Origin of the sequence: Pseudoalteromonas sp. MB47 (assembly GCF_011319765.1) — a bacterium.
Taxonomy (GTDB): domain Bacteria; phylum Pseudomonadota; class Gammaproteobacteria; order Enterobacterales; family Alteromonadaceae; genus Pseudoalteromonas; species Pseudoalteromonas simplex.
This window is the reverse complement of sequence record NZ_VFBD01000025.1, coordinates 1-15,431: the sequence shown is the minus strand read 5'-3', so window position 1 is coordinate 15,431 and position 15,431 is coordinate 1. Positions and strand designations below refer to the sequence as shown.

The 15,431-nt window shown below is 41.6% G+C and carries 13 protein-coding genes; 1 reads left to right on the top strand and 12 read right to left on the bottom strand.

Annotated features, from left to right (window positions below):
• Positions 1-48 precede the first annotated feature (48 nt).
• From IMPJCBKJ_RS13410 to IMPJCBKJ_RS13385, 6 genes are all read right to left on the bottom strand, one after another.
• Positions 49-2,730, bottom strand: a complete 2,682-nt coding sequence (locus IMPJCBKJ_RS13410) for a DUF349 domain-containing protein (RefSeq protein WP_166340677.1) — start codon at positions 2,728-2,730, stop codon at positions 49-51.
• Positions 2,720-3,001, bottom strand: coding sequence for a DUF1315 family protein (locus tag IMPJCBKJ_RS13405; RefSeq protein ID WP_054552899.1), 282 nt, complete (start codon positions 2,999-3,001; stop codon positions 2,720-2,722). Before IMPJCBKJ_RS13405 ends, IMPJCBKJ_RS13410 begins: the two co-directional genes overlap by 11 nt.
• A 1-nt stretch (position 3,002) precedes the next feature.
• A complete protein-coding gene (locus IMPJCBKJ_RS13400) occupies positions 3,003-3,329 on the bottom strand; it encodes a hypothetical protein (protein WP_054553080.1) in 327 nt (108 codons plus the stop codon).
• Positions 3,330-3,480: 151 nt separating this feature from the next.
• Entirely contained in the window at positions 3,481-4,983 is a 1,503-nt protein-coding gene (locus IMPJCBKJ_RS13395) for an alanine/glycine:cation symporter family protein (protein ID WP_054552898.1), read from the bottom strand.
• A gap of 327 nt (positions 4,984-5,310) precedes the next feature.
• A complete protein-coding gene (locus IMPJCBKJ_RS13390) occupies positions 5,311-6,438 on the bottom strand; it encodes a M14-type cytosolic carboxypeptidase (RefSeq protein ID WP_166340676.1) in 1,128 nt (375 codons plus the stop codon).
• A 202-nt stretch (positions 6,439-6,640) separates the two neighbouring features.
• A complete protein-coding gene (locus IMPJCBKJ_RS13385; protein WP_054552896.1) occupies positions 6,641-8,083 on the bottom strand; it encodes a glyceraldehyde-3-phosphate dehydrogenase in 1,443 nt (480 codons plus the stop codon).
• A gap of 174 nt (positions 8,084-8,257) precedes the next feature.
• Between IMPJCBKJ_RS13385 and IMPJCBKJ_RS13380 the strand changes: the two genes are divergently transcribed.
• Positions 8,258-9,064 carry a DUF2989 domain-containing protein gene (locus tag IMPJCBKJ_RS13380; protein WP_166340675.1) on the top strand — a complete coding sequence of 269 codons (807 nt, stop codon included), beginning with the start codon at positions 8,258-8,260 and terminating at the stop codon, positions 9,062-9,064.
• 64 nt (positions 9,065-9,128) lie between these two features.
• On the opposite strand, the gene ihfA is transcribed toward IMPJCBKJ_RS13380, so the two are convergent.
• The 6 genes from ihfA to IMPJCBKJ_RS13350 all read right to left on the bottom strand — a co-directional run.
• Positions 9,129-9,428 carry an integration host factor subunit alpha gene (ihfA, locus tag IMPJCBKJ_RS13375; protein WP_002960690.1) on the bottom strand — a complete coding sequence of 100 codons (300 nt, stop codon included), beginning with the start codon at positions 9,426-9,428 and terminating at the stop codon, positions 9,129-9,131.
• Between the two features lie 2 nt (positions 9,429-9,430).
• Positions 9,431-11,818, bottom strand: coding sequence for a phenylalanine--tRNA ligase subunit beta (gene pheT, locus IMPJCBKJ_RS13370; protein WP_166340674.1), 2,388 nt, complete (start codon positions 11,816-11,818; stop codon positions 9,431-9,433).
• 15 nt (positions 11,819-11,833) lie between these two features.
• Positions 11,834-12,814 (bottom strand): phenylalanine--tRNA ligase subunit alpha, encoded by a 981-nt coding sequence (pheS, locus tag IMPJCBKJ_RS13365; RefSeq protein ID WP_054552893.1) that lies wholly within the window; start codon positions 12,812-12,814, stop codon positions 11,834-11,836.
• A 77-nt stretch (positions 12,815-12,891) separates the two neighbouring features.
• Positions 12,892-13,602, bottom strand: coding sequence for a DnaA regulatory inactivator Hda (gene hda / locus IMPJCBKJ_RS13360; protein WP_171038282.1), 711 nt, complete (start codon positions 13,600-13,602; stop codon positions 12,892-12,894).
• Positions 13,602-14,657 carry a DUF2066 domain-containing protein gene (locus IMPJCBKJ_RS13355; RefSeq protein WP_166340673.1) on the bottom strand — a complete coding sequence of 352 codons (1,056 nt, stop codon included), beginning with the start codon at positions 14,655-14,657 and terminating at the stop codon, positions 13,602-13,604. Before IMPJCBKJ_RS13355 ends, hda begins: the two co-directional genes overlap by 1 nt.
• 215 nt (positions 14,658-14,872) lie before the next feature.
• The coding region (locus IMPJCBKJ_RS13350; RefSeq protein ID WP_166340672.1) for an IS630 family transposase at positions 14,873-15,431 on the bottom strand (559 nt) is incomplete at its 5' end.

The following is a 15,431-nucleotide window of genomic DNA, read 5'->3' as shown; positions in this document are numbered from 1 at the left end:
CCTCAAAAACACACGGAAAAAAACCGCTTTAAAAAGCGGTTTTATTCGTTAAATTGCAAATATTGCTTTAAGCCTTGCTAGTGTGTCAGCTGAAACTGAACCCTCACTGACTGCAAGTAATTGCTTTAAGTAATAATAAACATCTGCCTGTTCGCCACGGTGTTTATCATCTAACATCGCAACTTGCTCTGTCATACGTAACTGACTATCAGCCGATTCTACGCCTGCCAGAATTTCGATACGAGTTAACAGCTGCGCAGCGTTTAGCTTAGTTGTTAATGAAGCTTGAAACTGCGAAGGCAGTTCGCTGTTGCTTTCAAGAGCAGCAAATAAAGCCGTTAATTTAGACTGCTCTGCTTGCTTACTAATTAGCGCTGATTTTGCACTAATCGCTGCCTCTAACTGAGTCACGCGTGCGGATAACGCTTTTGAGTATTCAAGCTCTGCTAGCTTCACTGTTAAATCTTTAAGCTGTGCAAGATGCATCACGGTCTCAAGTGCAGACTCAAGCTCACTTAACTGCTGTGCGGCAACTTCGTCATTTTGTTGCTGTACTTGCTTTTGCTGTTCAAACTCAGCACTGCGCTTAGCAAAAGTCTCGTCATTAACTCGTCTGAATTGCTGCCATAAGGTGTTTTCAGCTTTCATTCCAGCAAAGCCAATAGTCTGCCAAGTTTGTTGAAGCGCTTTTAGCTCTTGGCACGCAGCAGCTAAATCATCACTTTGTGATAACTGTGTTGCTTGCTCAACAAGTGCTGCTTTTTGATCAGCGTTTGCTTTATGAAATGCAGCAAGTTGAGTTTGAACTTGTGATTGTGCAGCTTTGAATTGCGCTTGTAGTTCACGGTATGTTTTAGGATCGACGTTACCTGCAGAACGCCACGCTTTTGCGGTACGGTTGAACTTGCTTTCAAACTGCTTCCAATCAAACTCATCAGAAGAGCTATCAAGCTCTGTTAACTGCTGCATTTGCGAGATTATTTCAACGCGCTGTGCTTTAGCTTGTTCACGTTGTTGCTCTTGCTCTGCGAAATACTCACGACAAGGCGCAAACAGTAATTCAATTTGTTGATCGAATAACTCGCCTTGTTGCTTTTCTGCATCAGTATCTAAACGCCCTAACTCATTCCAACGACGACGTAACTGTTTAACATGCTCTGCACGTTGTTTAGGGTCAGTACACTCGGTTGCAACAAGTTCATTTACTTCAACGAGTAGCGCATCACGCTTTGGTGCCGATGCGTATTTTTGCCAATCTTTTGCTTCTGCTAGTTGGGCTTCTAAATCAGCTTTAAGGCTATTTAATGGCTGTTTGTAATAGTCTGTAAGTGTTGCGTATAGCTCTTCAAAACCTTTAAACACACCAAAGGCAACATTAAAGCGACCTTGCTCAATTAAGCGTTTTACATCACGAGCTTTACGCTTAGCTGTTTGTTGATTTTTCTCAAACTTATTCGTCAGCGGTGCCATCGCTTGCTGCCAGCTGTTTATTGTTTCAGCTAAATTTGCTTTAAAGCGACCTTGTAAACGACTAGGAATACTTGCCAGCTTTTTACGTGCTAGTTTTTGCTGTTGCTCAAACTGCTGCTTTAAGCCGTCAAACTCGCTTTCATCTTCAGTTGTCGCAACGATATTTAATTGATCAAATGCCTCTTTAAACTCAGCAATCGCGCTAACTAGTTGCGGTAACTGTTCAACTTGCTTAAATAAAGTTGCTAAATGCTGTTTTACATCACTAACATGTTTACTTTCAGGTAAGTTCGCCTCTACTAAGGCATCTTTTGCCTCTGCAACTTTTGCCTCGAGCCAATCTTGCTGAATTTGCTCTGGCGTTTCTAAGCCTAATTGCAATGCATTTTCAATTTCTTCGCCAATTGCTTCAAGGCTTGCAAGTGCTAATACCTGACGTTGTTGCTCAGCTAACGCTTGCTGCGCTGCTTCATGCTCTTTACTTAAAACTGCAATATGCGATTCAAGCTTTTGCGTAATCGCTGAATATTTTTTATCAAGCGTGCTTACTTGCTCATCGCTCAGCCATTTTAGTTCGATAGCTTGCCACTGCTGTAATAACTCAGCATGTTGCATCGACACTAACTGAAAGTCATTTTTATCACGAAGCGCATTAAGCTTTGCTAATACCACACGTGTATCAGCTTCTACTTTGGCAGGCATTTCTATCGCTAAGCGTTCATTGTCAAGATGAGTCGCCAGTTGGGTATGCGCCTCACCTTTTGCATGCTTTAATAGTGATTTAGCAAGTTGATGATTAATCACAAGCTCAACAAGTTGCAATTGCAGCTCTTCACGGCCTTCTTTAAAAGCTTTATCAATTAAGCTTGGGTTTGCTAAACGCTTTAATAACTTAACACGAACTTGAAGTTCTTTTTCTGCAAAGGCGAGTTTCTCAAGAGTTTTGACAGGTGCGTAACGCTCAATAAACTCATTTTTGATATTTGCATCTAGTTGGCTGTCGGTATTTAAAACCGCTTGATTGATATGCTGCTCAGCAAGGTCTTTCAGTGCTTGGTCTTGCTTGTATGCTTGCCACCATAAAACGATATCGTTCACTTTGTTTAATGCTTTTTTGCGGATTTCAGCTGAGCTGTCTTCAAGGGCAATGCTATTTAAGATGCTAAGGTCACGCTCTGTATCAAGACGTTCAACCGCAGCTAAACGCACTTGGTTTTTAGGGTGCTTCCATTTTGGAGTAAACAGGTGTTTAAAGATCATTTTCACTAAACCTAGCTATTTCATTTTCTGATGCGAATTCTTTTTGCAATTGAGCTTTGCTCTTTTGCACCATTTCACCATTTGCGCCAATGGTAAACTGCTCATTGCTTTGCGAAACTTTAGCCTGATAAAGCATCACGAGTTGAACGGTTTGTTGTTTTTGCTCCTCAGTCAAAGGAGTGCCGTCTGGCCACTTACCCGTAGAGGCACCATACTGAAGACGTTCAAATACTTCTGGGGTGATATTTTTAACGATGTGATCAATATTCATGTTACTTTTTCTTTTTTAAAACAACTAAATAGATGCGGCTTACAAGATACCACACAAAACCTACTGCCATTGCCGATGTATAGGCATACCACTCAAGAGACTTTGCTTCGGGGTGCATAAAGTAATAACAGAAAAAGCCCCCTAAAAATAAAATCAGTGCGAGGAAAGACTGATTCATAAACTTTTGTTGTCTACGAATGCGCGTTTCTTTTTGCATTTGCTGCAATTGCTCATTGCTTAGATCGGTGACTTGGCATTCACAATGCGGGCATTGCTTATGTTTGTCAGATATTGATTTTGCACACTGCGGGCAACTAATAATCGCCATATCTTTCTCCATACTACGCATAAAAAAGGCGCCTTTAGGCGCCCTTTATTGTACTTGTTTTATGAGTCGATGTCTTTTTTGAATTTCATTCATTTATGAAGATTCGAAAACCTGCACAACTAAATTCACCGTAAAAACTCAAAAAAACGATTTATTGTTTCTGTTTCGCCTTTTCAGCTAGACGCTTTTCCCAGAAAGTCGCATTTTTAATGCCTAATTTAACTGGATCAAAAGTGATTTCACCACCGGCTTTCTTTTGATCTTCGTAATCACGTAAACAGTTAAGTGCAGGTTTTGCGACAAAGAAAATAGCCAAAATACCCACAATATTGATCCAGGCCATTAAGCCTACGCCAATGTCACCAATATTCCAGATGTAACCTGAGTTGTTTACCATACCGTAAGCCACCATAAACATGATGACAAACTTCACAACAACCAACGGAATATTGCCTTTGAAATAACGGTTTAAATAAGCAACGTTCGTTTCAGCAATATAGTAATAAGCAAGAATTGTAGTAAATGCGAAGAAGAATAAAGCAATACCAACGAATGCTTCACCAAAGCCACCAAATACGCTAAATAATGCCATTTGTGTAAAAGCAGCAGAGCCTACTTCAGTTGCAGCATCAACGTTTTGCACAATGAATTGACCTGCAGGTAACTCACCCACAATGTTGTATTGTTTAGTGATTAGAATCATTAACGCAGTTGCTGTACAAACAAAAATGGTATCAACATAAACAGAAAATGCTTGCACTAAGCCTTGTTGAGCTGGGTGATCTACCTCGGCAGCTGATGCTGCATGCGGACCCGTACCTTGCCCTGCTTCGTTTGAGTAAATACCACGTTTAACACCCCAACCAATAGCAGCACCAAAGCCTGCTTGCGCGGTGAATGCATCAGATAAGATCATTGAGAAGATACCTGGCACTTTATCTAGGTTTAAGAACACCACGATTAACGCTAACACGATGTAACCTAGCGCCATAAATGGCACCACAATTTGTGTGAAGTTTGCGATACGCTTAATGCCACCAAAGATGATAAATGCAAGCACAATTAAGATGATTGCAAGAGCAACCAACTTAAAGCTACCTACTTCACCAAAGCTGGTGCTAACCAATGTGCCTTCACCAAAAACTTGTGTGAATGCATTACCTACCGCATTCGCTTGAACGCCCGGAAGGAATACACCACAAGCAATAATCGCCGATACTGCAAATAATACGGCTAACCACTTTTGCTGTAAGCAGCGGTCGAAGTAATATGCTGGGCCACCGCGGTATTGACCGTCTTCTTCTGATTTATAAATCTGACCAAGTGTTGACTCGGCATACGCAGTACTTGCACCAAGAAACGCAACTATCCACATCCAGAAAATCGCACCCGGACCACCAAAGCCGATTGCTGCAGCAACCCCGGCAATATTACCTACACCTACACGGCCTGATAACGAAACCGCTAGCGCTTGAAACGAAGAAATACCCGTATCTGAATTATTAGAGCTAAGTAATAATTTACACATTTCTTTAAAATGTCTAACTTGTGCGAATCGGGTTAAAACGGAATAAAACAGACCTGCGCCTAGACATAAATAAATGAGTGCATCACTCCAAATTATGTCGTTAACGGCGCTTACTAAAGCTTCCATGGATATCCTCTATGATTATATTTTTTATTGTTAGTTACGATACTCAGCGTGAGCTTGTGAGAATGCGCGACTCGATAACTGTGAGAAATAAAAATGAAATTTTGTTACTTCACAGCTGAATATATTGGATATTAACTTAAACCAACCAAGTTTGTTAACAGTTAATTTTCAATATGATAAATGTACCTACTAAATTAACATTCGATGCATCCTGCTCTGCACCGCTGCTTTTTTAACTTTCATACCAATTTGTTTAATTAAGTATTTTTGCAAATTGGTATCAGATACAATTACGGGCATCAGTTTTGCTGATGCCCGTAAGGGTCGTTATCTTAATTTATCAACCACGTTAACAATAGCCGCTAACGTATCTTGACCAAATTGATACGAGCGACGATCTGACCAGCCATAATCTGGATCTGGTAAATCATCGTTATCTTTAAATGGCATCTCTACCGTGTACGCTAATGCATTAAATTCATGCGCGACAGCAGAAGAACCGACAGTTAAGTTAGCCTGGCCCGGCTCATCTTTTGGATAACCATGTTCGTCTTGGAACTCAGGCGTCACAGTTAAAAGCGCAGCTTTAAAGCTATCTTCTAACTCTTTTAAGCGATCATCGTAGCCCGGGATACCTTCACTACCCGCAACAAAGTTATAAGGAATTGCTTCGTCACCATGAATATCTAAGTGCATATCAAGGCCAGTTTCTCGCATTTTGTTAAGCACTAAGAAAACTTCAGGGCTATTTTCCATGCTCGGTGTTTGCCATTCACGGTTCAAGTTAACGCCTTTAGCGTTAGTACGTAGGTGACCACGCACACTGCCATCTGGGTTCATATTTGGCACGATGTAGAATACCGCTTTAGATAATAGTGCCGCTGCATGTGGGTCTTCATCATCAAGTAATTTATGAAGTAAACCTTCAACGTACCACTCAGCCATAGTTTCGCCTGGGTGCTGGCGCGCCGTGATCCAGATTTTTTTCTTCTCACTGCTAGGAATACCCACACGTAAAACACTCATGTCACGGCCATCAAGGGTTTCGCCTAATGTTTCTAATTCACAGGCATGTTGGCTTTGTGCCCATGCTAGTAAATCTAAGTGACGGTCATAGCTGTATGGCGCAAAGTAAGCAAAGTACATGCTGCCGCACTCAGGCTCTACTTCAAATGATAGTGTGCCGTTTGCGTACTCAGATGGGACACGGAACCAAGTTTGACGGTCGTATGATGCAACCGCATGGTAACCTTCCCAGCCATCAGGGTATGCTGAGTTCTCTAGGTTATTAATGTATAATTTATGGTTTTGAAACGCAGTTGTTTCAAGACGAAAGTGAAACCACTGGAAAAAATCAGACTGATTGTCTTTATTGATTTCTAATTGAATATTCAGTGGATCAACGGCTTCAATAACCTTGATATTACCACTGTCAAAATTGCTGGTGATTTTCATTCTATAAACCTATTGGTTAAAAATAATTCTTAGCTATTCGCTTGTTAGTTCAGAATTAAGTCAACGCTCTGTAGTTAGAACGTTTTGTTAGTAATATGGTGTAGACCCTTAACAGCCTATCACATGCTGAAAATTTGCAAAAACTTTCACGACTAAAAAAGCCAGCATAATGCTGGCTTCTAGATTCTTTATAACTTAGGTATTAGCGAGGTAAGCTTGGGAAAGTTACTTCAGCCATATCACGCATACAACGTACTACCTGACAGCTATAACCGAACTCGTTATCGTACCAAACGTAAAGTACAACGCGGTTGTCATCTACGATTGTCGCTTGTGAATCAACAACACCTGCGTAACGGCTTCCTACTAAGTCAGTCGATACGATTTCAGTAGACGCTGTGTAATCGATTTGATCACGAAGGTCTGAATGAAGTGCTGTTTCACGTAAGAACGCATTTAGTTCTTCAACAGTTGTACCTTTTTCAAGGTTTAAGTTCAAGATAGCCATTGATACGTTTGGCGTAGGAACACGGATAGCGTTACCAGTTAGTTTACCTTCAAGCTCAGGTAAAGCTTTAGAAACCGCTTTTGCAGCACCTGTTGAAGTGATAACCATGTTAAGTGCAGCAGCACGGCCACGACGCTCAGCTTTGTGGTAGTTATCAATTAAGTTTTGGTCATTGGTGTACGAGTGAACAGTTTCAACGTGACCATTTTTGATACCAAACTTATCGTTAAGCGCTTTTAACGTTGGCGTAATAGCATTGGTCGTACAGCTTGCTGCACAGACAATTTTATCTTCAGGTTTGATATCTTGGTTGTTAACACCGTACACGATGTTCTTGATGTTACCTTTAGCTGGTGCAGTTAATAATACTTTAGCTGCGCCTTTCGCTTCTAAGTGCTGACCAAGGCCTGCTTCGTCTTTCCAAATACCTGTGTTATCAACAATAAGCGCATTCTCAATGCCGTAAGCTGTGTAATCAACTTCGCTTGGTGAGTTAGCATAGATAACTTGGATGTAGCTACCGTTAGCTTTAATTGCATTGCGCTCTTTGTCAATTGTAATTGAGCCATTGAATGGACCGTGGATAGAATCACGACGAAGTAAGCTTGCACGCTTTTCTAGGTCACCATCTTTACCACCACGTACAACGATTGCACGTAAACGTAGGTCTGCATAAGGACCTGACTTCTCGATTAAAAGACGCGCTAATAAACGACCGATACGACCGAAACCGTATAACACAACATCACGTGGTTCTTTACGCTCTGAGTTTGCGATTTCTGCTAATTCGTCAGTTAAGTACTCTTCAACTGAGCGACCTTTAGCAGCATCGTTAAACAAATAACCATACGCTAGTTTACCAATATCGATACGTGCTGAGTTTAAGTCCATTTTGCTAATTGCTTCTAAGAAAGGGAAGCTTTCACGTAAACGTAGTTTTGTACCTTCAAACTGAGCAACTGTTTTGTGTGCTTTGATGATATCGATTGTACTGGCATTAACGAGAGGACGGCCATATACAGCGATTTCGATACCACGATTACGGTAAAGTCTACCAATAATAGGTTGCATACTTTCTGCGTAATCTTGACGTTCTTGCCAGCTGCTTGTGTATTCTAACTCGTGAGATGAGGTCATTTTTTTTACCTAATTAAACAATTTTGAACGGATAGCCTTAAAAAATGTGTTGTGATTTGAGAGCAACACATCTCAGGCAGGGGTATTCTAATTTAAACTCGAACGATTCTCCACTGTTACAGAACAAATCATTGCGCTAGAATAAAGTAGTACAAATTAAGTAGAGGTTAAGGAATGTTATTAAGAGCAAGCGTGTTGCTTGGTTTATTGGCATTAGCAGGCTGTGAAGATCCGCTTACACTAGCGAAAGTGTGCGACGAAACACCTGGCTTCTGCAGTGATTTAAATAAAGACAGTCACTGTAAAGAGCAACGTGCCGAGGTCATCATTCAACGTTATGTTGAATATAAGTCGCCAACAGACGAAAACAAATACCAATTATTAAAAGACTTTGAGAAATACGATCAATGTGTGTCGCTTGCCGCCAAGATTGAGCATATAAAACTAAAAGAAAAAACTACGTCTCGTGTTGAAGGTCATTTAACAAGCATCAAAGAAATGACACGTATTTTTCAAGATACCAAAAACACAGACCACCCAGGCTTGTTGTATTACCATTGGTCACGTAATAATGACCAATCTGCGTTAACTAAATTACTCGCCTTGGAAGAAAAACAAGATAAACGGGTGACTGAAGATGCCGAAATGCAGTTTTTCTTAGCTAGCTACTACGTGAAGTTTGATGATGAAAAAACCATTGATTTGCTCTACAAAACGCTAGAGCTAAATCAAGCAGGTGAAACACCCAACCCTGAGATCTACCCTACTCTTGTGAGCTTATTCTACAAACACGAAAAGTATAAGCATGCCTACACGTTTGCACGTGTAGCACAATTATCAGGGTATGAAGATGTCGATATTTTACCTATCGAAAATCAACTTGCTGCCGCAGGCAAAAGCCTAGACAGCTTAGATGATTTAGCACAAAAAACCTACGACAGTATCCAAGAAGGAAGCTTCGTATCACCACGCGGGTTTTGATAATTCCAACTCGCTAATGTGCAGTGCTCAGACAAATAAAAAAGGCAGCTAACGCTGCCTTTTCTTATTTTGCTTTGCTTGTGCCAACTTCTACACGAGTTTTTAGCTTTTGACCTGGTCTAAAAGTCACAACTCGGCGCGCCGAAATAGGAATATCTTCACCTGTTTTCGGATTGCGGCCTGGACGTTCTTTCTTATCTCGAAGATCAAAGTTACCAAATCCAGAGAGCTTAACCTGCTCGCCTTTTTCTAGCGCTGAGCGGATTTCTTCAAAAAACGCTTCAACTAAATCTTTGGCATCTTTTTTATTGATCCCGAGTTTTTCAAATAGGTGTTCAGCTATGTCGGCTTTAGTAAGCGCCATATCTAGTCCCTCAACGATGCGTTAAATTGTTCGGCCAGTGCGGCCACCACATTATCAACTACTTGATTGATATCTTTCTCTTCGAGCGTTCTATCAACCGCTTGCAGTGTTAGAGCAATCGCCAAACTCTTATAATTTGGCTCAATACCTTTGCCCTTATACACATCGAATAAGTTTAGGTCAACCAATTGATTTCCGCCAACTTTTTCTATGACATTTAAAATATCGCCAGATTTTACGTGATCTTCCACTAAAATCGCGATATCACGGCGGTTTGACGGGAATTTCGACACTGCCACGGCTTCTGGTAATTTTCTTTTTTCTAGTGCAGACATTTCGATTTCAAACACAAATGCTGTGTTGTTGATATCTAGTGACTTTTGCGCTTGTGGGTGCACTGCACCAAAGAAACCTACTTTCTTACCATCAACATAAATAACCGCTGATTGGCCTGGGTGTAAGCCATCAGACTGCTCTGCTTTTATCTCAAAACGTGACGAATCGTTACTAATAGCTAAAAGTGCTTCAACATCACCTTTTAAGTCATAGAAATCAACGCTACGCTTTTCTTGAACCCAATGTTCACCGTGCGCAAGACCAGAGATTACACCACCGATAACAGCAACTTGGTTTACGCCGTTTTCAGCATTTTCGTCACGTAAGAATTTTAAGCCGTGCTCAAATAAACGGACGCGTGGTTGCTGGCGGTTTTGATTGTAAACTAGCGACGCTAATAGACCTGGCATTAAGCTCACGCGCATTGCTGACATTTCAACCGAAATTGGGTGTGGCAATACAAGCGCATCACTTTGCGGGTGTAAAATTGCTTGTGCTTTTGGATCAACGAAGCTGTAAGTAATTGCTTCTTGGTAACCACGTGTTACAAGCGTATTGCGGAATTTAGTTACCGCAACATGCGACTCGTCATGGTTAGTCATTTTTAATTTAGCAGTTGGTGCAACGTTAGGAATGCTGTTATAGCCGTATACACGCGCAACTTCTTCAATTAAATCTTCTTCGATACGAATATCAAAGCGATAGCTAGGTACGTCAGCACTCCATACACCATCAACAACTTTAACGTCTAAACCTAAACGCGTTAGGATGTCAGTTACTTTTGCATCATCAATGTGGTGGCCAATTACACGGTCTAAACGCTCACGACGTAAACGCACTTCTGTTACTTTTGGTAATTTGTCAGTTGCAACTGCTTCAACAACTGGACCTGCTTCACCGCCAACAATTTCAAGAAGTAATGCTGTCGCTCGTTCCATCGCATCTTTTTGCAGTGCAAAATCGACACCACGCTCGTAACGGTGTGACGCATCTGTGTGTAAACCGTAGCTACGTGCTTGACCCGCAATAGCGACAGGGTTAAAGAATGCACTTTCTAATAAAATATCTGAAGTTGCTTCAGTTACACCTGAGTTTTCACCACCAAAAATACCTGCAATAGCAAGCGCTTTATTGTGATCAGCAATCACAAGCGTAGACTCGTTTAGTTTTGCAGTGTTGCCATCTAACAGAACTAACTCTTCGCCTGCATTCGCGCTACGTACTTTAATACCACCTTCAATTGCATTTAAATCAAATGCGTGCATTGGGTGGCCTAGCTCTAATAACACGTAATTTGTTACATCAACAACAGGGTCAATTGAGCGAATACCACTGCGACGAAGTTTTTCTACCATCCAAAGTGGTGTTTCTGCATCAAGGTTAATACCTTTGATCACACGACCTAAATAACGAGGACACGCATCATCATTCACAAGCTCAATCGATACTTTGTCATCAATCGTTGCAGCAACTGCTGCGATTTCAAGTGTGTTTACATCAACACTGTTAAGTACACCCACTTCACGCGCTAGGCCTTTGATACCTAGGCAATCACCACGGTTAGGTGTTAAGTCAACATCAATAATGTTGTCGTCTAGGCTTAAGTACTCACGTAAATCAGTACCGATTGGTGCATCACTTGGTAATTCCATGATGCCATCACCTTCTTCGCTGATACCTAACTCAACGAATGCGCACAGCATACCGTGTGAAGGTTGACCACGAAGTTTGGCTTTTTTGATTTTGAAGTCGCCTGGTAATACAGCGCCAACAGTCGCAACAGCGACTTTTAAACCTTGACGACAGTTAGGTGCACCACACACGATATCAAGTAGCTCATCACCACCTACGTTTACTTTAGTTACACGTAACTTATCAGCGTCTGGGTGTTGACCACACTCAACCACTTCACCAACAACAACGCCTGTGAACTCAGCTGCTGCAGGCTCAACACCGTCAACTTCAAGACCAGCCATTGATAACTGTTCCGAAAGAGCCTGTGTGTCGATTGCTGGGTTAACCCACTCTCTTAACCACTTTTCACTAAATTTCATTTTATATCTTCACTCTTAACGGAACTGGTTTAGGAATTTTAAATCGTTTTCGAAAAATGCACGTAAGTCGTTTACGCCGTAACGCAACATCGTCAAGCGCTCAACACCCATACCGAATGCAAAGCCTGTGTATTTTTCTGGATCAATACCCACTGATTTAAGAACGTTAGGGTGAACCATGCCACAGCCTAATACCTCTAACCACTTGCCGTTTTTACCCATAACATCAACCTCAGCTGATGGCTCGGTAAATGGGAAGTAAGAAGGACGGAAACGAATTTCCATATCTTCTTCAAAGAAGTTACGTAAGAAGTCGTGCAGAATACCTTTTAACTCAGTGAAGCTTACATCTGTATCAACCATTAAGCCTTCCACTTGGTGGAACATTGGCGTGTGTGTTTGGTCGTAATCGTTACGATAAACACGACCTGGAGAAATGATGCGCAGTGGTGGCTGCTCAGTTTCCATGGTACGGATTTGTACACCACTTGTTTGTGTACGTAATACAAGCTTAGGGTTGAAATAGAAAGTATCGTGATCAGCACGCGCTGGGTGGTGCTCAGGAATATTTAGCGCATCGAAGTTATGAAAATCATCTTCAACTTCAGGACCTGATTTAACCGCAAAACCTAACTCACCAAAAAAGCTTTCAATACGTTCAATAGTACGAGTTACTGGGTGTAAGCCACCTGTTGGCATAACACGACCCGGTAAAGTTACGTCGATCGTTTCTGCCGCTAGCTTCTCTTCAAGAGCCTTACTTGCTAGTAACTCACGCTTTTCGTTAATGGCTGTTTGTACTTCTTGTTTTGCTTGGTTAATCACTTGACCCGCTTCTTTACGCTCTTCAGGGGCAATCTTGCCTAGCGTTTTAAGTAAGCTGGTGATTTCACCTTTTTTACCAAGGTAATTAACCCTGATATCTTCTAGTTGCGCGATTTCATTCGCACTGGCAACTGCCTCAAGTGCTTGCGCTAAAATATTTTCTAAGTTCATTGAGTACCTGGTCTTTCACAGAAGGATTTTTGTAATAGCTAATGATAACTGAAAGCAAGGACTAGATTCTAGCCCTACTAAAGCTTTAACGTTGATTTTATAAAAGGAATTGTTAATTTTCTTTGTGCAGCCATTGAGGCGTGGTCAAGTTTATCTAAAACGTCTAATAATGCACGCATATCACGGCTTAATCGCGTTAATAAAAAGCGCGCGCATTCATCCGTCAATTCAAGGCCACGCATGTGAGCACGGCGTACGAGCGCTTCGGCTTTGTCATCATCGCTCATTGAACGAATTTGTAACGTTGTGCCCCACTTCAAACGCGAAACTAAATCCGGTAGGTTGATATGTAGCATGTCAGGTAATAAATCAGCTGTGACCACAAGGTATTTGCCCGGCTCATTAAAGCGATTGAAAAAGTTAAATAATCCTTTCTCCCATGCATCGTTGCCTGCTACCAAGTGCACGTCATCAATACATAACACGTCAAGGTTTTCGAGACCTTCAAGTACCACAGGGCCGTAGTCAATCACTTCACGCATCGAAAGTAACATGGTTGACAAACCGCGCTCTTGAGCGTGAATACAGGTCGCATACAACAGGTGCGATTTACCTGAATCGCCCAAACCGCATAAATAAGTATATTGAAATTTGTTACTAAGCTTTGTGAACGCATCTTTAAGGTGACTCACTTCAAGCGAGTTTTCGCCACCAAAATAAGAAGTAAATGTTTCATCATCAGGCAAAGTAACAGGTAATGCCATTTGCATTGGTTCTTGCACTGCGATTAAAGCCCCTGCCACTGATATTCAAGCTCACCTTTATTGACTACTTGATAGAAATCACGCGGGTCCTGATACGCTTTAAAGGCACTATCAAGTTCTAACGCTTTTCTAAAATCATTCATGCTGCCAGTGTGATTAACAGTAAATTGAACGCTATCAGGTGTACGCACAGATATTACGGCACGAGTAACAACACTTAAGCTCTCTAAACGGCGTTTAGCAAATTCAATATCAACAAAGTTATTGATACCTTTAAGATAGAAAGTTGCTGTAGCAAGTTGGCCAATCATCGTTGGATCTATTGCGTATTCTGCTGCTAAGCCACCTGCTAAACTATCAATCATATCTGCAACAATTTGCTGCTTATCACCCATCAAACGATTAGTATCGAATAATTCAGCATTAGTGAAACGCCAATCAAGGATCCAGGTTTCTGAATCAGCTTGTTGATACATTCTTGCAGTAATACTGCGCTCAGCACTATAACGGCTTGAAGCTCGCTCTACAGGCTCAGAGAAATTACCCCACACTTCTGGTATCCCAACAATAGCGCGATCTTGTAAATCAAGTAGTGGCACAACCACAGGTAAACCACGACGACTTGCTTTGTCGTATATAAGCTGTTCAAGCTGTGGGTATGATTCTTGAGTAACCAATTCACGGCGCCAGTTATCTTCAATGCCTAGCCAGATCGCCACCAAAGGACGACGTGTCCCCCAAAGTGGCAAGCCAAGATCTTTGATTAATGCATTAATCTTATTGGCTTCGAACTTAACAACTAGATTTAAACTGCCATCTGCTTTTTCGTCATATTCAAATTTGAGCATGTAATCGGAAATGTCGCGGGTGCGTTGTTTAGCAACCGGGTTTTGATCTGCGCTTGTCTCCCCACTTACTTTCACCAACACATTTAGCAGCGCTTCACGGCTTGCTGCCAAACGAGCATCACGTGATTTGTCTGCAACTTTAAGAGTATCTTGATATAAATTAGTCACCTCAACAGCAAAGGTTGAAGCACTCGAAAAAAATAATAATAAACAAATAAGTAATCTAGACACAGGCCATTAGTTCTTGCTTTTAAACTGATTTGATCCTAAATCAAAGCCATAAACAAAGCAAAGTTAATTTAATGAACGGTAGCTGAGCGAGTTCGTGAGTTACGAGAGTATAGTTAGCGAGGGGAAAGTTGAAAGAGTAAAGTTTTAAGTTCTGGTGTAGGTTGGGGAGAGCGCAGCGGAACCCAACAGCGTGGTAATACCATTCCGCATAAAGATTAAATCAATTTAATCCATTCCCGATTGCACATTTTCTTCACTCGATCCGGGATTGAAATAAAGTGATTCCATGCCTTTGAAACTTCATCGACAATTTCGTCATAGCCCGAAAACACTCTATTGGATAAACAATGCTGTCGTATCCAGCTCCATACTTGCTCTATTGGATTTAGCTCTGGTGAATAAGGTGGAAGCTTTATAAGCGTTAGGTTTTTAAATTCTGCAGCTGTATCGTATGTGTGCCAGCCTGCGCCATCTATGATCACGACAGCATGTCTTCCAGCAGGTGTCGCGTGTGATATCTGGCGCATGTGCTGCGTCATCGCTTCTTTATTTACAAATGGACTTACTAACGCTTCTGTTTGGCCTGTCGCTGGACATACCGCGCCAAATAAGTATCCATAGTCAAATTGCTGTTGTTTTACAATCCGTGGCCGAGTGCCTGTTTCAGCCCAAATGCGCGTAGTCGGATTTTGCTGGCCAAATCGTGCTTCGTCCTGAAACCATACGTCGATCCGATCAAGAGGAAGGTGTCCTGGTGTGTGAAGGATCGTTTCC